The organism is Salibacterium aidingense DSM 18341 (genome assembly GCF_000429685.1).
GTDB lineage: Bacteria > Bacillota > Bacilli > Bacillales > Marinococcaceae > Salibacterium > Salibacterium aidingense.
Genome location: NZ_AUCI01000039.1, coordinates 1 through 17,392 on the forward strand (window position 1 = coordinate 1; position 17,392 = coordinate 17,392).

Below are 17,392 nucleotides of genomic sequence, written 5' to 3' on the forward strand. Positions count from 1 at the left end.
GGGTTATCCCAGACCTCAGGGCAGGTTGCCCACGTGTTACTCACCCGTCCGCCGCTCGTTCCACACGCATTCCCTCCGAAGAGGGGCTGCCTGCTTCCCGCGCTCGACTTGCATGTATTAGGCACGCCGCCAGCGTTCGTCCTGAGCCAGGATCAAACTCTCCATTAAAAAGTTTGAACTAGCAAAACATAAATCATGCGATTCAACACCGTTGAATCGTCTTTGAATTGACAGACGCTTGACTTTCATTCAATTTTCAAAGGGCAAATAATGTGTTTTCGCCTTAATTAGCGACTTATTAATCATACCATCCAACGAGAAGTAAGTCAACAATGAAATGTAAATTCTCATTGAAAAGAGCGCCTCTCTCGATGGCGCATTTAATAATTTAACACGTGGCTAATAGAGCGTCAACCATTTTTATAAGAAAAAGTTATTTATTACTCATCACCGGAATGGCGTTCTTTCCACGACCTTACGTAACGAACACAATCTCCTGGAGGCGCGATACGCTGATATAACTTAAAAATCATTTTATATTTTTCCTCCATTGTTTCCTTTACTGTTTTTTCAATCCGCTCATCTTCAAAATCAAGCAGCAGTTCCTCCAGTTCTCTTTTTATTATGTATTCCAGTTCTTTTGCTTCTTCCGAACGAAGGAGCAGTCCAAGCATAAACATCCCTACTTTAAAGAAAAATATTCGATCCATTCATATCTTGTCCTAATTAGAATATATTTATGCCAAAGATGTTCTCTGAAAGGAGAAAATGGCATTGTCTAAAAAAATCTGGATTATCAGCAGCCAACACATGAAACTGTACATTCTCACAGGTATGATTCTTTTTATTGTCATCGGGGGTTTTTTTGTTAACCGTTCTATCATGCCCGTCTTTTCCACAGATGAAGGGCCCGCTGCTTTTTACCGCGCCGAGATCGAAGACAAAAAAGTGGCTTTAACGTTTAACATAAGCTGGGGAGAGGACCGGGCACTTCCTATTCTTGATACGTTAAAAGAAAAAGATGTGACCGCTACTTTCTTTATTTCAGGAGCATGGGCGGAACGGCATCCTGATATTACCGAGAGAATCGTGGAAGACGGTCATACGATCGGAAACCATGGATACAGATATGAACACTATCCAAGGATGGAAGAGGATGAAATAGTGAGGGATTTAAATTTAAGCCACAAAAAAATAAAGGATGTCACCGAATTGGATGTGAAGTACTTTCGTCCGCCCCACGGAGACTTTAACAAATCAGTACTCGAAAAAGTTGAGCAATTTGGGTACTCTACGGTTCATTGGAGTGTTGGTGGTGACGACTGGAAAAACCCCGGGGTTGATACGATCGTTTCCAACATAACCAATGACGTAGAGCCTGGGGATGTTATTCTTCTTCATGCGTCGGATTCTGCAAAACAGACAGGAGAAGCACTTCCTGCTATTCTCGATAACCTGAAAGAAGAGAACTACTCTTTCGTAGATATCGAAGAACTGATTTCTCAAGCCGAAACGGATATAGAAGAAATTGCAGCTTCACCAAAGCAGTGACAAAAAGGATTGGAAAGTGTCTAAAAAACAAGGGTTGGAGACATTTTGCAGGCTTCAGCTTTTTATTTTGTCCTTTATATTTCCTTATCAACCATTTAGTCTTTTTTATCTCTCTCTTGTGTCCCCAAATTATCAATATTGGACATTTTGATCCGGAGTATGTCCATGACTTTCTTGAACAGGTGAAACCCGCTTCGCCTCCGCCCCTTAGATGCACAGCTTTCTACAGCCGGGACGTGCTCCTTCAGAGTTCCAAGAGGCGGCACCGTTTCCTGTAAATCATCGGGGCTCCTTTGCCGCAGGCATCGCCTCCGCCCCTCATGCGAACCAGGCAGCAAAAACTCTTCCTACCCATACAAAAAGCAGGAGTCGTCTCAAAAACGAGAGCTCCTGTTTTTTTAATCAATCGTTTGTTTCCTTTACGAATTGTTATTTTGCGGCACTCCAGTCAGCCGGTGCAGAATAAGAAGCTGCCATGTGTTCGCGGCAAGCAGCGGGGTGACATAAATCCACAGCCATTTGGTGTCATTTACGATGTCCACCGTTAAGGCAGGCACCCATTCGATTGTTGTAACAACAAACATGAAAAACATGGCCGGGAAAAAAGTTTCTCTGTTTGTCTCGCGCTGCTTCTGATAAGCCACTACTGCGCTGTACACCAGCAGCAATACAGGCATGACCGTATAACCGAGCAGTGTTTCCTCTTCGGAAGCAAAAGAAACGTAACGCAGGTAAATCAAATCAAACAGCACAAATAAAATAAGAACGATCTGCACACGGTTCCAAAGTTTCACCGATTTAAACAGTCCCAGGGCAAAACGCTGCAGTGTTAGATAAGCAAAATATCCCATTTGCGCGACCAGGCTGATGGCGGCGCTCATTCCAAGCATCCATAATAAGCCGAAGAAGAAATTAAGAATACCCCCGCTAAAGTATGTTTCCACATCTAATAACACCCCGACAATCGCTCCGCTGGCAGAGCCGATCAGCAGGGTGGAAAAAAATAAATAAACAAGCTTTCTTGTATTCAACGCCATCGCGCTCCTCTACAGGTATGAATCCTTCGCTATTGATTTTACCAACCAAAACAGGAAAAAGCTACATACCCTCCGCGTTATGCATAATTTTTTCACATCTAACTCATTTTAATAAAAAGAACAATCGAGGAGAAGGAGAAACAGAAAGGAGCGTGACACCTTGTTATCGCATATAAAAACAGCTATTTTTATCTTTTTATGTATTTCGGCTTTAGCAGGATGCGCTGCCGCCGCGGAGGATCAGGGGAGTGGAAACGCCAATTATGAAGAAACAAAAAAAATGCTGGTCGATCTGCTTAAATCGGATGAAGGAAAACAAGCCATCAGCGATATATTAAGTGACGAACAAATGAGAGAAAAAATTGTCATGGATCAGGAGCTCCTAAAAAAGACCGTAGAAGATACATTGACGGCGGAAAAAGGGAAATCGTTCTGGCAGGAGCTGTTAAAAGATCCGGAATTTTCGAAGACTTTTGCGGACAGCATGCAGAAAAATAATGAAAAAATGTTAAAAAGTTTAATGAAAGACCCGGAATACCAGCAGATGTTAATAGATGTCATGAAAGATCCAGAGATGGAAAAAGCCACTCTGGAGCTGTTAAAAGGAAAGGAATATCGGCAGCAGGTGATGAACATTATGAGTGAAGCGATGGAAAGTCCTCGTTTTAAATCGAAAATCACAGGAATTCTCGAAAAAGTAGCAGAACAGCAAACGAGCAAAGAAGACCAGCAGGGCGGGAGTTCCTCCGGCGGCGGGGGCGGCGGCTAAACCCATCTTTAATGACTGCTTTTTTCTACTGCGTCGGCTCTGGCTATTCTGTCCTAAGCTGCAAAGAAGCACCTTGAACGTGCCGCTCAAGGTGCTTCTTCGTTTATTTTCCGATCTTCTCCATGATTCTGTCGGTGATATCGTTGTATATTTTGCCGATCGGGTGTTCCGATTCATAAACGGAGGGGGCAAAGTCTTCTTGATCAACTTCAGGCTGGCCGAGCGGAATCTGACCGAGCATTTCTGTTTTCAGCTCTTCTGTCAGGCGTTCGCCGCCGCCCTGGCCGAAGATATACTCTCTTTCTCCCGTTTTTTTACTCTCAAAGTAGGCCATATTTTCAATAACACCCAGGATCTGATGGTTCGTCTTGATGGCCATGGCTCCGGCACGTGCAGCCACAAATGCTGCTGTCGCATGCGGGGTGGTGACAACCAGCTCTTTACACTCCGGCAGCATCGTGTGCACATCCAAAGCAACATCTCCGGTGCCGGGCGGCAGGTCAAGAATTAAGTAGTCCAGGTCTCCCCATTCAACTTCATTGAAAAAGTTATTCAACATTTTACCGAGCATCGGACCTCTCCAGACGACCGGGGCATTGTCTTCCACGAAAAAGCCCATCGATATGACTTTCACTCCAAAGCGTTCCACTGGATAAATTGTTTCTCCCTGCACGGTCGGACGCTGTTCAATCCCCATCATATCCGGGACGCTGAAGCCGTAAATGTCCGCATCAATAATCCCGACTTTTTTACCGGCATTGGCCAAAGCCACCGCTATATTAACAGAAACCGTGGATTTCCCAACGCCGCCTTTTCCACTTGTCACAGCGATAAATTCCACTGGATTATCTTCAGAAAGTAAAGACGCCTTCTCTTCCTCCTGTGGTCCGCCCAGCTCTCTTACCTCTTCATCACTGAGGGTATCAAAACGCAGGCCTACCGATTCCGCCCCTGCTTCTTTTACAACCTGTACAATCTTCTGCTGTACCTGCATCTGCTCTGCTGTCCCTGTTTTGGCGAGGGCGATTTTCAGGCTGACATTGTCTTCCTTTATCTTTATCTCCCGTATTCCACCCGTGTCTACGATGCTCTTATGGAGATCGGGATCTTCAATATTCTGCAAAGCTTCACGAATCTGCTCTTCCGTTAACAAATCGGACACCATCCTTTATTACGCTATATACTCCATCTACAGCATACCTTTTTTGCTCCGTTTATTTCAAACGTTTGCAACTAAGAGCTTTCCGGCTCGTCCCCGCTGTAATAACGAAGAATGCCCTGGTATATAGCAAAGGCCACTTTGTTCTGGTGGGATTCATCCCCCAGCCTGCGCCCTTCTTCGGTATTAGACATAAAACCAGCCTCGACCAGCAGACCAGGGATATCCGCTTGATTCAGTAAAAAAACTTCCTTTATCCCTTTTGCTTTTCGGGTGGTGTTTTCAAGATTGTGCCGCAGCTCTTCCTGCACTAATTTCGCCGCTTTTTCATTTTCGGGTACTCTCGGCTGATAAAAGGTCTGAGCCCCGCTCCATCTGCTGGAAGGGACGGCGTTTAAATGCAGGCTGAGAAATAAATCCCCGCCGCTTTCGTTCACAATCTCCAGCCGCTTATGCAAATCTTCGGTTTTCCGCCTGCTGTATCCTTCTACGTCTTGTCCAGCCAAATCATAGTCCCCTTCTCTCGTCATAAAAACAATGGCCCCAGCTTCCTGAAGGTAGTCCCGCAGCATAAAACTCATGGAAAGAGCGACGTCTTTTTCCAGCGTTCCGTCTTTGGTGGACGCGCCGCCATCCACTCCCCCGTGCCCGGGATCGAGGATAATCACTTTCCCGGATAACGGCAGATTCCAGCCGCCCGTCGTCTCTTTCGGCAGTATACGATCTTGTATAAACCAGCCTGAGGCTGCTAATACTATGAATAGAATGGCAATACCAAGCCATTTTTTCATATAACGCCCGCTCCTTTACAAGTAATCAGCTTGTTTCATTTATATGACGGAGCGGGTGATTTATTACGATGATATTGTTTAATGGAAACGAAGCAGCTGCCGTCTGGTACCGGCTTCCAATCCACGTTTCCACCAATACGTGATAAACGATTCAACGGCTTCCTTCATTTCTGCACGGTCACAGGCTGGATCTTCATCGACCCAGGATTTGATAAATTCATGCAGTTCTTTTGCGATGAGACCGATTGTTGCGGCGGCCTGGACCTGAAACTTAAAAGGAAGCGCTCTGTCCTCCACATACCGGCTGAATTTCCCGCCGGAGAGAAAGGCTTCCAGGGCAAGATCCATGCAGGCCTCCTCTAAAAAGGAATAAGGAAATTGAAAATACTCAAATACCGGTATAAATACCTTTTTGGCGGTAGCCTGAACTTCCTGCACCTGAATGTCCTGAAGCAGCTTTTTTTCCTGCTCCCATTCCCTTTTGATGCGGTGCGGCTCAAGTGAAATCACAACCCCCATCTGTCTCCCCCCTCAAGCCTTAGTATATGACAGGTGGAGGTTGTCATACTGTCGGTATATGGCAGTTTCCTTCATCGGTTACTCGAGCGGAAAAATCGTTCCTTTATTCATGATTCCATTAGGGTCAAACGCGTGCTTCAGTGTTTCTAACATGTAATACGAAGATCCATATTCTTCTTTTATCCATTTGGTACGATGCTTGCCGACGCCGTGATGGTGAACCATGGAGCCACCGGCACGCAGGGTTTCCTCTACAATGATCTCGTTAATGGGGTAATGAAACCTTGTGATCTCTTCTTCTGGTTTAATGTTCCTCAGCTCGTAATAATAAACAAAGTACATGTTGGTCCCATTCATATAACTATGAGAGGAATGGCCGCCAAGCATCGTAATATTTGGAATTTCGCGGCGGATGCGGGAAATGCAGCGTTCATAAATATCATGGATGACGTCCCAATTGCCGGAAACCTCCGTGGTAAAGCCGATACGATTGGTTTCTTTGATTTCTTTTCTTTCTTTCGTCACTTTGGAGGGGTCCCAATTTAACTGTTCAAACCAATTTTGGATGAGCCGGGATTCCACTTTTTTCTTTTTGCTGAATGTATGGACGATATCATCGATGGCCCGCCCTGTGGCTTCGGCTATTGGCTTCGGGCCCTCCGTCATAAAAATCAGCACACAGCGATCGTCTGAAAAAGCAAAGTGATCCGCAGCATCTTCGGGGTCATACAACCGGGCCACCGATGGTTTATATCCTTGAACCATCACTTCCCGGAGGATAGCAAACCCTGTTTTCATGTCATCGATCAAATAACCGTAGTATTTGTTGTTCTCCGGATAATACGGAAAAAGTTTGACGGTGACTTCGGTAATATAGCAGAGAGCGCCTTCGTTGCCGATAATAACATGCCGGATATCCGGGCCGGCTGCGCGCCGCGGGATATTCTTGATCTTTGTTATTTTTCCGTTTGGAAACACTGCTTCCAGGCCGACCACCATATCTTCAATGCCTCCGTAAAGGGTGGAAAATTGCCCGATACTCCGGGTCGCCGTGAGCCCTCCCATTTGGGCAAGTGGTTTGGACTGCGGGGAATGGCCGGTGGTCAATCCCTGCTCCCGCAGGATATTCTCCAGATCTTCCAGGCAGACGCCGCATTGAACAGTCGCCATCATATTGTAAGAATCAATGCTCACGATGTCCTTCATTTGCGACCCGTCCATAACAATGGAATTCTCTGCCGCTGTTTCAAGTCCCCCCTCCGTTGCTGATCCGCCGGTTTTAGGAACCACGTTTATGCCGTTTTCATTCGAATACGCAAGCAGTCTGGAAACCTCCTCCGAATTATGCACCGTTACCACAGCAGCGGGAAGCGGAAGGGAATAAATACCGTGAATGTCTTCATATTTCCTAAACCGATCCACACTGTTCGCCTGCAGAACCGCCTCCTCTGTATTTACCTGCTCTTCCGATAATAGGCCTTTCACATCTGCCACGATTTTTTCTCTGGTCAATTCCATGAACGTAACAACTCCTTTTGCAGTTTTTAGGAAAATACAGAATGGGCTTTCTTCAGAATGCCATCCGTGTAGGTGGAAATATGCTGATATACTTCCTCATTCATCTTTTTATAAAAAAGGCGGCTCTCCTCCTTCGGATAAAAGGTTTGATCTGCCTGGACCATGTTTTTCGCCGCTTCTTCAAAGCTTTCATACACATTCAGAGCCACCGCTGCGGACATCGCTGCTCCAAGACTTGCCGCTCCGTTAATAACGGTTCGTTCTGCCGGTACTCCGAAGACATCGGCAAAAATCTGCATCATCAGATCACTGCCTGCCCCACCGCCGGAAATTATTAGCTTTTCCAGATCGATATCCAGCTCGGACTGCATCTCATCCATATTATTTTTCATCGTGAGAGTGATCGCTTCCAAAATGGAACGATACATATGGGCTCTTGTATGACGGCCGTCAAAACCGATCATCATTCCTCTTTTATGAGGCTGATCCGCAGGAGCCAGCCAGTCAAGTACGGTCATTAACCCGTCGCTTCCAGGCGGCACAGAGGCAGCCTCTTCATTTAATTTTTCTTCAAGCGCTGCGCCTTCTATCTCTGCCTGCTGTTCCCAAGCTTTTCCGAACAGCTCCTTGAACCAGGTGATGGTCCACATGCCGCGGCGGATACCGTGACTTTCATGAAGGTACTCATGGGGGAGTGCGGCAAAATTCGTCCAAAAATGTGCCGTGTTTTTCGGATTGGTTTTGCCGTGCACCATCCCTGCAATGTAAGTTCCAAGTGAGATAAGGCCTTTACGGCTGGACAACAACCCGGCTCCAAGGGCTTCCACCGCTTTATCGTTTGCCGTTGCGACAACTGGAAGACCAGTGGGGATCCCGGTCAAGCGTGCTGCTTCTTCGGTTACACGGCCTAAGAGCTCTCCCGGCATTTTTAAATGAAAGAGCATAGACCGTGGAATGTTATAGGCAGCAAGCACCGCCGGGTCCTCACTCCACTGCCACGTATCCGTGTTGATTGGCCACATGCCCTGATAATTCGCCGCGGTATCCTTCCACTCCCCGGTAAGACGATGGGTGATATACCCAGAAGAGGTCGTAACATACCTTACCTCCTCACGCTCGTGTTCATAAGGCCGGGAAACGCGTTCATCCATCCAGCTCATGGCCGGTGCTGCCAGATCCCCATTTTCATCCAGCAGGCAGCGGCAGAAACGAATGGTACATAAGCCTATTCCTATAATCTTGTCATAGGTATCCGGAAAAGCATTCATCGCCTCCGCCGCCGCCTGAACAATGGATTCCCACAAATCATCATCCGGGTGTTCGACAATACCAGGTTCCGGCATGTGCATCGGCTGCAGCGGCTGTTTTCCTTCGCTGATAACATGACCATGCTGGTCAAAAATAACTACTTTTGAACTTTGCGAGCCGCCATCGATGCCTATTACATATGTTTTTTTCATTCTCATCCCCCTTCCAGATGGACTACCTCACCAGGTAGCCGCCATCGACTGCTATAACGCGGCCGTTCACATAATCAGAAGCGGCCCCTGCTAAAAATACGGTCGTTCCCATTAAATCCTGAGGCTCTCCCCATCTCCCGGCAGGAATATGGTCCAGCACCTGCTTGTTCTTCTCCGAATCGTTTCGTGTTGCAAGCGTCAAATCCGTAGCAAAGTACCCGGGAGCTATGCCGTTAACCTGAATATTAAAAGGCGCCAGTTCATCACAATAAGCTTTTGTCAGGCCGTCCAGTCCGTGCTTTGTCGCAGCATACGCAGGGGAACCCTGCCCGCCCCGGAAAGAGAACATCGAGCATATATTTATGATTTTGCCGCTTTGCTGCTGTTTCATCCTCTTTGCCGCCTCATAACTCATTTCAAAAGCGGCAGTCAGGTTCACCTGAATCATAGGATCCCACTTTTCTCTTCCAAAATCCTCAAATGCGGCAATCTTGTTCAATCCGGCGCTGTTCACCAGTATATCGATGGAACTAAACGTCTCGACGCAGCGCTCTATAATTTCTGCCGGAACACCGGGTTCCGTCAGATCTGCGTGCATAAAAGCCATCTGTACGTTTTCCTTTTCCATCAATGCCCGGGTTGTTCCGTCTTCCTCGATAATACTCGGGATGAATACATTAGCACCGCCTTTAGCAAGAGCCAATGCAAAAGCCTGACCGAGACCTGTGTTCCCTCCCGTCACTACTGCGTTTTTCCCTTTCAGCGAAAAATAATCCATTGTAAAATCCGTAATACTCAACTGGCATGCCTCCTCCTCAAGATATAAAAAAAGAGGAAAGCATACTTCTCCCCTAAGGTGAGAAGTTACTTTCCTCTTCGCTCTAGTAACTGTGAACAGTATATATTTTTACCCTTGTTCTGTCAACTGTCATAGCTGCTGCCTCCATAACGCTTGGGTTTTTAATGAGACTACGACCGTTTATTAAATTTTTCTGGATTTTTGATAAGAAAGATCAAGGACAGGAAGCTTAGGAATCCAATAATTAATGCTGGAATGCCTCCCAGATACGATAAAATCCGAATACCATCGGTTCCAAACACCGATAAAGAAATGACGGCCAAACATCCAATAATAACACCCCAGAGCGTTTTGATAGAAAGCGGCGCCTCATCCTCAGCAGATTCAATTCCTGTCGTAGATATCCCGGACATGGCATTTGTGGTTGAGTCGGTTGCCGTTGCAAAGGTAATGAATACGGCTATGAGATAAATCGCAATCAGCAGGAACCCTAATGGCAGCTCATTTAAAATGGCATAGGCGACCGCTCCTTCTCCTGCTTCATCCATAATGGAAACCAGGTCCAGACGTCCGCTCATCTGAAAGTTAATCGAGGTCCCTCCCACAATAGTCATCCAAACTGTGCTAAAACCTGCTGGAATAAAGAAATTCATTGTAATCATTTCTTTGATTTTATACCCGTAAGCGATGCGGGCTAGAAACACCGCTGTTACTGGGGCCCAGGCCATCCAGTTGGTCCAATAAAACGTAGTCCAATCTGAGGCCCAATCGTCCCCTGCAGCCGTTCCAGTAAACAGGGCCCGGTCAAAAATCCCCGATAAAAATCCTCCAAAACCTTCCGTTCCTAAGGAAAACATATATACGGTCGGCCCAAGCACTACAAACGCAGCAATAATCACGTAATATAAATAAACATTAAAATGGGCCAAATACTTAATTCCCCGAAATAGTCCTGTGCCTGATGCCGCAGTAAAAATAATAGTAGCCAATACCGCAATCACAATATACATCGTCACATTATCCGGCAGCCCTGTCAGAGCATTCATCCCACTTCCCATGTTCATCACCGCCGTTGCAAACGATGAAGCTATACCCGTAGCTAACGTAAATAAAATCACGGCATCCACTGCCACGTCAAATTTTCGCTGGTCTCTATTCCCCATAATCGGAGAGACTTCAGAGCCTACACTAAACGGACGGTTCATATTATAATAAGCAAATCCAAACACAAGGGCCGGTACGGTATAAAAAGCATAGGGAAGAAACGTCCAATGGAGAAAAAGGGATTCCATCGCAAACTTTACAGCGTCCGCACTCATCGGTTCAACCCCCTCCGGAGGGTAAGCAAGATGGGAAATCGGCTCCGCTGTTCCCCAAAACATAATCCCTGAAGCAATAGTGGTCGTTAACGTAACGGCAAACCATGTGTTCTTTTTAAGAATGGGTTCAGCCTGTTCTCCTCCCAGTCTAATGTCCCCTAATGGAGTGAAAAAGGCTATGATAACGATAATCAAGCAAGCGACGCCCATCAAGCTAAACAGCCAGCCAAGGTCCTGCGTCATAAAATCTCGAGCCTGCGAAGTCACGCGGATAAACGCTTCTTGATCCACGAAATTTAGAATGATGGTCAGAACCAAGAGAATGAATGCAGGATAAAAGACTAGCGGTCTTATTTTTTTCTTTGTGTACTTTTCCGACACGTTATTCCCCTCCTCTAATTTTGTTATCACAAAGAACGTGTATTCTTTGTTTCTAAAATGTGATCCCTCCTTTTGTTGCAGGAGAAGGGGATTTGGGTATAAAAAAAGAGAGGAAAGCACACTTCTCCTGCGAGAAGTTACTTTCCTCTCTGCTCTAGTAACTTGATATCATATTAATTCATAAGAAAGCGCTTGTCAATTCTTTTTGAAAGCGTTTTTTTAGCAATAGCATAAAGTTTTCCTTGCTTCTTGAAATCCCTTCCGCATAAAATGAAAGCAAAACGATAGGCAGGAGATGTATAGGATGGAACACGTTATGAGCCAAATGGAGGACAACCCTATTATCGCCGGTATCAAAGATGAACTAAGTCTGAAAACAGCATTAGATTCTGAGTGTAAAATTGTCTTCGTCTTAAACAGCACAATTATGAATGTTGCCTCCATCGTATCCCGAATAAAAAAACACAACAAACTGGCTTTTATTCACGTTGACCTGCTTGAAGGAGCTTCCTCAAAAGAGGTGGTGTTAGAATTCTTGCGTAAGAATACAGCGGCAGACGGGATCATAAGTACAAAAGCTCCCCTGGTGAAACAAGCCCGGAACTATGGTTTTATTACGATTCACCGCTTCTTTTTGACGGATTCCATGTCCTACCACAGCATAGACCGGCAGATCAGCAATTCGGATCCAGATATTATTGAAACTTGTCCTGGAGGGATGACAAAGACCATTGGCTGGGTTAAAAATAAGGTTAGCCTTCCTATTATTGCCAGCGGCCTCGTGTGTGATAAAGAAGATGTTGTCAATGCTTTGAAAAACGGCGCGATCGCCATCTCTTCCACGAACACCGAAGTTTGGGCGCTGTAATCGTTACTTTTTTAAGACTCTTCGTCAAAGTGACTTTTATGCGCTGCTTTTTCTGACTTTGCCTTTCTTTTTGAGAAAATGTAACGGTTATCCCCCTGTTACTCCTTACATTTTCTCACATAACGGACGAATGTAATGGTTACACCTGGATTAATTATCATAAGAAAAGCGCAAGGCGCCCGCCTCAGTTCTTTAACTAAAACCGTGCACGTCCTGTGCCGGGCGTTGAAGCCACCACCTCCTGTGGAAGGAAGTGCTGAAGACCCGCCGAGGAGACTTGCCGCGAAAGGCGCGGGTGGTTGTAAGGAAGATCGGCTAAAACCGTCCCATCCTGTGACTACGCCGATCTGACCTACCTCATGTAGGCCCTCGAGCCAATGGCGCCTGAGCTGTATCTCAAAAACGCAAACATTATATGCTTTCTTATCTAATAAAGAAAGGCGTTTCATCCCTATTAAAAAACCCTCTCTGCTCCAACAGGAACAAAGAGGGCTGCACCCTTCGCAAGAAAGAAAGGTGTTTTTTAACGCTTCGAGAATTGCGGGGAACGGCGTGCGGCTTTGAGGCCGTACTTTTTCCGTTCTTTCATTCTGGAATCGCGGGTTAGATAGCCGGCATCTTTCAGCGGCTTGCGAAAATCCGGGTCTACTTCCAGCAGGGCGCGGGAAAGACCGTGACGGATGGCGCCGGCCTGACCGGTGAAGCCTCCGCCGTCTACGTTTATTTTTAGATCATATTGACCTTCTGTGCCGGTTTCAGCAAGCGGCTGCTTTACTACCACTTTCAGCGTTTCAAGGTCAAAATAGTCATCAATGCCTCGATCATTAATCGTAATTTTACCGTCGCCAGGCACCATAAAGACGCGGGCTACGGAATTTTTACGGCGTCCGGTGCCGTAATATTGCACTTGTGCCAAATGAATACCCTCCCTTTTGTTTTATCCGCGAAGTTCGTACTTCTCCGGTTGTTGTGCTTCGTGCTTATGCTCAGAGCCGGCGTAGACGTGCAGCTTTTTAGCCTGCTGGCGGCCGAGGGAACCTTTTGGAAGCATTCCTTTAACTGCCAGTTCCAGCATACGTTCCGGTTTATTTTGACGCATTTCCAGAGCACGTGTTTGCTTCAGTCCGCCTGGATATTGACTGTGCCGGTAGTAATATTTGTCCTCAAGCTTGTTTCCGGTAAGCTTGATGTTCTGGGCGTTAATCAAAATAACGTGGTCGCCGGTGTCGATATGCGGAGTGTACTGCGGCTTGTGCTTTCCGCGAAGAATGGAAGCTACTTCACTGGATAGACGGCCGAGCGTTTCGCCTTCCGCATCAATCACGTACCACTTGCGCTCTACTTCCCCTGGCTTCGCCATATAAGTTGTACGCATTGTTTTCCCTCCTGATCCTGTATCATGTACATTCGTTTATCTGTTTACATTTGTCGTCGTTTACTTCATTTCCGATCCCGGGGCTAGTGGGATTTGAAATGCCAAATAACATCGTATAATATTGCAGGCCTTCTGTCAATGCTTTGCAATGATGGATCGCTCCCTTTTTTGTTTGTTTTAAACGTTTAACCGGGTTGTGGTTACAACCTTCGTTTTATTGTTGTTCCTGCAGTCGCTGGTTCTGTCTTTCGATTGCTTTTTTTAGTGTTTCAATATTTTCTACCGCCCCGTCAAATCACGCACCGACCTCCCGGTGCGACAGCAACTTAGTCCCATTGGGAGAGAGGCTCCCCCGGCTAAGCGGCTAATTCCGGCCCCGATAAACCCCGTCGTTGAGAGAGGTGCCAATTAAGTCGTCCCGTTCGATCTTAAAAAAGCGTATGACGGCTTAGTCGGCCTGTTTTTCGTCCCGGGATGCTCGATAAGGGACGGTTTTCGGGACGAGATCGGGGCGGTTTTCGCCGCAAAATTTAAATCCATGGGCGTAGCGAAGGACGCCCGAAAAGAACGGGTCGATGGATGTAAAAGAGAAGACGCTGTCGGGCAATCGGGAAGGGGAAGCTGCTCAAAGATTGCGTGCATTCGGGGCGGGAAGCCCGGAGCGGTTATACGAGCGGCAGCGAGAAAGGGAAGAAAAACCACCGGCGGGCGCGGAAGGCACGGGCTGGAAACGCTGCCGGTATGGGGGTTTGGTGGTCCGGGTTTCGGCGCGTCAGGCGGTGCGGATCTGGTGTTTCGGGAGAGGCGGGGGAAGTCTGGTGATTGAAAAAAGAGAAGGCCTATGTACGTGTCCTGAAGTCATATGAGTGTGACATCTGGACACATATTTGTGACCGTTTGTGATTTGAAGTCCTATTTAGGTGACATGCTTTTGGGGCATACGATACATGGCTTCCCGTGTTGCGGCGGGTGGCCTTATGAATCGGACTGATCGGCGCACCGAGGGTTTTGGCCATCAGAAGGGAAGCGTCTGGTGTTTCGATAAAAGCGGGGCGTGTCTGTTCTCATAAAAAAAGAACCAGCACGCCTTTTGAAAAGACGGTTGGTCCAGGATGTTTCATTCAAAAAATCAAAAGAGTTGCTACCTGTCGTCTTGTACCAGCTGTGTGATCATCGCGATGGCTTGATCTGTTAGCTTGTAGACAGGGAGTTCTATCATCCCGTAAAAGTGGCTCCAAGCCCAGCAGTCCGAATAAAAGGGACGAATTTTTCATCAAATCTCCCCATCATATTATAAAGGGGAAAACTGTTCATAGAAGGAAAAACACCCACTTTTCGGAGTGGGTGTTGCTGTACTCTTGATATAAAGGGATTTTCTTTTTTATTTCCGATAGTATGAATTACGCAAACTACTTTCATACTATCCCAATGAACGTGGTCGGTTATTCTTTTTCTTGCCCTGCGGTTTCCCGTATACAGGGTGCCGTTTCTTTATGTTTGACTTTTTGTGGCTGCGGCTGTGGAAGAAATATATGCAGCGCACATATTGCAGGAACAGAAATAAACGCGTGGCGAAAAATATTTAGAGTTTCGGAAAAATTGTTCATGGCATTGAGCGAATGATAATCATACCATACCAAAGGCGGCAACACGATAGTGGTAAAGAGTATCGTTTGAAACAGTTTGTTTTTAGGTAACATAAATGTATAGCAAGCAACAGGTAGAATGAAAACTACATAACCAATAATAGCATGAGGGTGAATCATAACGGTGTTAGGGTATGGTTTTCCGTATTGAGAAAAATAGTAGTCACGCAATGTAGGCAACGTGCTATCAACAATCAATTGAATAAGAAAGCCAATCGTTACAATGGCTACAATGCGAGCGGTCATAGAATCGGGATAATGCAAGGGTTTGAAATCTTTGATACTCATTACGTTCATCTCCTAAATGTCATGTTATCCCATAGTATACAGAAAAGAGGAAGGTGATAAAACCTTTCCTCTTTTTTTAGTGTGTCCGGCATGCGTACTCGCTCTAGGGTTCAAGACCCCGAATGGTGAAGGCCGTAGTAGCCATGATCCAAAGGTAAGGGTGTCCATCGTGAGGTGGAATCTGAAGGAAACCGGGGGCAAATCTCTGCCCTGATGTATACGAATCCCATCAGGCTGTCTTTCTTGGACGAGACTGCACGACAAGTCAAAATCCTCACGGCCGAAGGGAAAGGCAGTAAATGAGGCGGGGATACGGAGAGAAGTTTGTACGCTTACCCGGGGAGATCCGATCGGAATGCCGTACGCTTACGGTAACCAGTCTCAGGAGAGACTGCTGAACGATCAGAAGTCAGCCGAATCCATAGTACCTGTAAGCAGGGAAGGGCTGTATTCCAAAGGAGTGCGGAATAAACTCTGCGTACTCACCTTTCTATGAAACAGATGTCCGAAAGGAGCTCACTAAGGGATAGACGGTGAATTCTGTTGAACACCTTAGAAGTGTTAAGGAACGGTGACACACAAAGAGCCAGAAAAGCACCACGGGCAAGGAGAGTGGAAATCCTTTCCCGTCATTACTTTGGAAACTGCCGAGTACGGACCCGAACGCTCGGTGGTGGGAGAGGACGGGGGTTAGTCACCCCTTCTACTCGATTTTTCTATTACACATCGATCAAAGACACCATGCTTGCCAGTTCGCGAGAGCCGGTGCCGCCTCCATAAAAGTTGTCAGGCCCTGCACCCAAACGCATATTAGAAGAACTGCCACCGTCTATCATTACGAAATTGCTGGCGTTATATCCTGCAGCTTCTATAGCTTCAAGCATGTCTGGGACGGTAGATGTGCTATTTGGGAAATCGGCTTCTGTTACCATCATGATAACGATGTTCCCAGAATATCCAATGACGGTTCGGTGGTCGCGTGCGCCGTATGGCAGGTTGTTGTCATAATTAGACGATTGAAAAGACCGTCCGCCAATAATAGCATGGACATTAGAATAGGAGTCTCTTACTCCCTCAAGATCAGCTGCGTTCACTGTGACAGGAACAACATTGCCATATGAATTCTCATACGTAATAAGGTTTTTTCTTATTTGCGAATCTTCATTTTCTGTCTGTCGATCTGAAGGATTATTATCATAGTGCCAATAGATCATCCCCAAAGATTCCCCTGCGGTATCTGTAAATGCATCATAATCATAAAATGTTCCATTTACGCCGACTTGACTAGTCTCTGCCAAACTTTTATTGATAATACGTGGGCGAACATTACTCGCCGGGGTTTCAAGTACGTGAACTCTGCGCTCATCACCATTGACATAGAAAGTAACACTGCGATACGTATACGACATAACTTATCATCCTCCGTAAAATAAATTTAAGGAACTTATGTTCTCTTATGATTCTATTGTACCTTGTTGCCTTGAATTTTACGAGAACATATGTTCTATTAATTAAAATTTTTACGATGCTATCCTGATTAGTAGAGCGAAGCCGGAGTGTTCAATATTCCGGTTCTTTTCGGTCCGGGTTTTGGTGGTATCGGGGGGGGATCGTCTGGTACTTCAGAAGAGGCGTGGTGGGTCTGGTTTTATAAAAAAAACGAGTCTGGGACAAAACATTACCAAGGACAAAAAATCCGAACGATTTCTTCCATAAATCGTTCGGATTTTTGTGTATTGTTCTATCGCTGCGTCAAAATAGGTCGCTTTCCGCGGGCACGGCTCGAGCCTCCTCGGAAGAAAGCCACTTCCTGCGGGGTCTCGAGACTCGTGCTTTTCCCGCAGGAGTCGACCTATTTTGACTCCGCTGAATGGACGTTCTTGTTATATAAACCCTAAGATGTCCGTTTTAC

17 protein-coding genes and 1 rRNA gene are annotated in these 17,392 nt (G+C 46.3%); 4 read left to right on the forward strand and 14 right to left on the reverse strand.

Annotated elements, in window-relative coordinates:
* Together G475_RS0121230 and G475_RS0121235 are read right to left on the reverse strand one after the other, a co-directional pair.
* Positions 1-168 (reverse strand): 16S ribosomal RNA (locus G475_RS0121230); the annotation flags it as partial.
* Between the two features lie 272 nt (positions 169-440).
* The gene (locus tag G475_RS0121235; protein WP_026702972.1) at positions 441-674 is read right to left on the reverse strand and encodes a hypothetical protein; all 234 of its coding nucleotides are present in this window, start codon (positions 672-674) and stop codon (positions 441-443) included.
* A gap of 100 nt (positions 675-774) precedes the next feature.
* Here G475_RS0121235 and pdaB point away from each other — a divergent pair, with 100 nt between their 5' ends.
* Positions 775-1,551 carry a polysaccharide deacetylase family sporulation protein PdaB gene (gene pdaB / locus G475_RS0121240; RefSeq protein ID WP_169728542.1) on the forward strand — a complete coding sequence of 259 codons (777 nt, stop codon included), beginning with the start codon at positions 775-777 and terminating at the stop codon, positions 1,549-1,551.
* 419 nt (positions 1,552-1,970) lie between these two features.
* Here pdaB and G475_RS0121250 read toward each other — a convergent pair whose 3' ends face one another.
* On the reverse strand, positions 1,971-2,582 hold the full coding sequence (locus G475_RS0121250; protein WP_026702975.1) for a KinB-signaling pathway activation protein: 612 nt from the start codon (positions 2,580-2,582) through the stop codon (positions 1,971-1,973).
* A 166-nt stretch (positions 2,583-2,748) separates the two neighbouring features.
* Between G475_RS0121250 and gerD the strand changes: the two genes are divergently transcribed.
* The gene (gene gerD, locus G475_RS25945) at positions 2,749-3,357 is read left to right on the forward strand and encodes a spore germination lipoprotein GerD (protein ID WP_233275826.1); all 609 of its coding nucleotides are present in this window, start codon (positions 2,749-2,751) and stop codon (positions 3,355-3,357) included.
* A gap of 103 nt (positions 3,358-3,460) precedes the next feature.
* Here gerD and G475_RS0121260 read toward each other — a convergent pair whose 3' ends face one another.
* From G475_RS0121260 to G475_RS0121290, 7 genes are all read right to left on the reverse strand, one after another.
* Positions 3,461-4,510 carry an Mrp/NBP35 family ATP-binding protein gene (locus G475_RS0121260; protein ID WP_026702976.1) on the reverse strand — a complete coding sequence of 350 codons (1,050 nt, stop codon included), beginning with the start codon at positions 4,508-4,510 and terminating at the stop codon, positions 3,461-3,463.
* A gap of 80 nt (positions 4,511-4,590) precedes the next feature.
* Positions 4,591-5,307, reverse strand: a complete 717-nt coding sequence (gene cwlD, locus G475_RS0121265) for an N-acetylmuramoyl-L-alanine amidase CwlD (protein WP_026702977.1) — start codon at positions 5,305-5,307, stop codon at positions 4,591-4,593.
* A gap of 78 nt (positions 5,308-5,385) precedes the next feature.
* Complete coding sequence (locus G475_RS0121270) at positions 5,386-5,826, reverse strand: DUF2521 family protein (protein ID WP_026702978.1); 441 nt, start codon at positions 5,824-5,826, stop codon at positions 5,386-5,388.
* A 78-nt stretch (positions 5,827-5,904) separates the two neighbouring features.
* The gene (locus G475_RS0121275; RefSeq protein WP_026702979.1) at positions 5,905-7,344 is read right to left on the reverse strand and encodes an FAD-binding oxidoreductase; all 1,440 of its coding nucleotides are present in this window, start codon (positions 7,342-7,344) and stop codon (positions 5,905-5,907) included.
* A 26-nt stretch (positions 7,345-7,370) separates the two neighbouring features.
* A complete protein-coding gene (locus G475_RS0121280) occupies positions 7,371-8,804 on the reverse strand; it encodes an FGGY-family carbohydrate kinase (protein ID WP_026702980.1) in 1,434 nt (477 codons plus the stop codon).
* Positions 8,805-8,826: 22 nt separating this feature from the next.
* On the reverse strand, positions 8,827-9,603 hold the full coding sequence (locus G475_RS0121285) for an SDR family oxidoreductase (RefSeq protein ID WP_267880119.1): 777 nt from the start codon (positions 9,601-9,603) through the stop codon (positions 8,827-8,829).
* Positions 9,604-9,773: 170 nt separating this feature from the next.
* On the reverse strand, positions 9,774-11,303 hold the full coding sequence (locus G475_RS0121290; protein WP_026702982.1) for a BCCT family transporter: 1,530 nt from the start codon (positions 11,301-11,303) through the stop codon (positions 9,774-9,776).
* A 304-nt stretch (positions 11,304-11,607) separates the two neighbouring features.
* Here G475_RS0121290 and G475_RS0121295 point away from each other — a divergent pair, with 304 nt between their 5' ends.
* Positions 11,608-12,171 carry a glycerol-3-phosphate responsive antiterminator gene (locus G475_RS0121295; protein WP_026702983.1) on the forward strand — a complete coding sequence of 188 codons (564 nt, stop codon included), beginning with the start codon at positions 11,608-11,610 and terminating at the stop codon, positions 12,169-12,171.
* A gap of 523 nt (positions 12,172-12,694) precedes the next feature.
* On the opposite strand, the gene rpsI is transcribed toward G475_RS0121295, so the two are convergent.
* Together rpsI and rplM are read right to left on the reverse strand one after the other, a co-directional pair.
* Positions 12,695-13,087, reverse strand: a complete 393-nt coding sequence (gene rpsI, locus G475_RS0121305; protein WP_026702985.1) for a 30S ribosomal protein S9 — start codon at positions 13,085-13,087, stop codon at positions 12,695-12,697.
* A gap of 21 nt (positions 13,088-13,108) precedes the next feature.
* On the reverse strand, positions 13,109-13,546 hold the full coding sequence (gene rplM, locus G475_RS0121310) for a 50S ribosomal protein L13 (RefSeq protein ID WP_026702986.1): 438 nt from the start codon (positions 13,544-13,546) through the stop codon (positions 13,109-13,111).
* A gap of 575 nt (positions 13,547-14,121) precedes the next feature.
* On the opposite strand from rplM, the gene G475_RS0121315 reads away from it, so the two are divergent.
* Positions 14,122-14,412: a hypothetical protein gene (locus G475_RS0121315; RefSeq protein ID WP_026702987.1), complete on the forward strand. Its 291-nt coding sequence runs from the start codon at positions 14,122-14,124 to the stop codon at positions 14,410-14,412.
* A gap of 576 nt (positions 14,413-14,988) precedes the next feature.
* On the opposite strand, the gene G475_RS0121320 is transcribed toward G475_RS0121315, so the two are convergent.
* Positions 14,989-15,480, reverse strand: a complete 492-nt coding sequence (locus tag G475_RS0121320) for a hypothetical protein (RefSeq protein ID WP_026702988.1) — start codon at positions 15,478-15,480, stop codon at positions 14,989-14,991.
* 719 nt (positions 15,481-16,199) lie between these two features.
* A complete protein-coding gene (locus G475_RS0121325) occupies positions 16,200-16,889 on the reverse strand; it encodes a phosphodiester glycosidase family protein (protein WP_026702989.1) in 690 nt (229 codons plus the stop codon).
* Between the last annotated feature and the right edge of the window lie 503 nt (positions 16,890-17,392).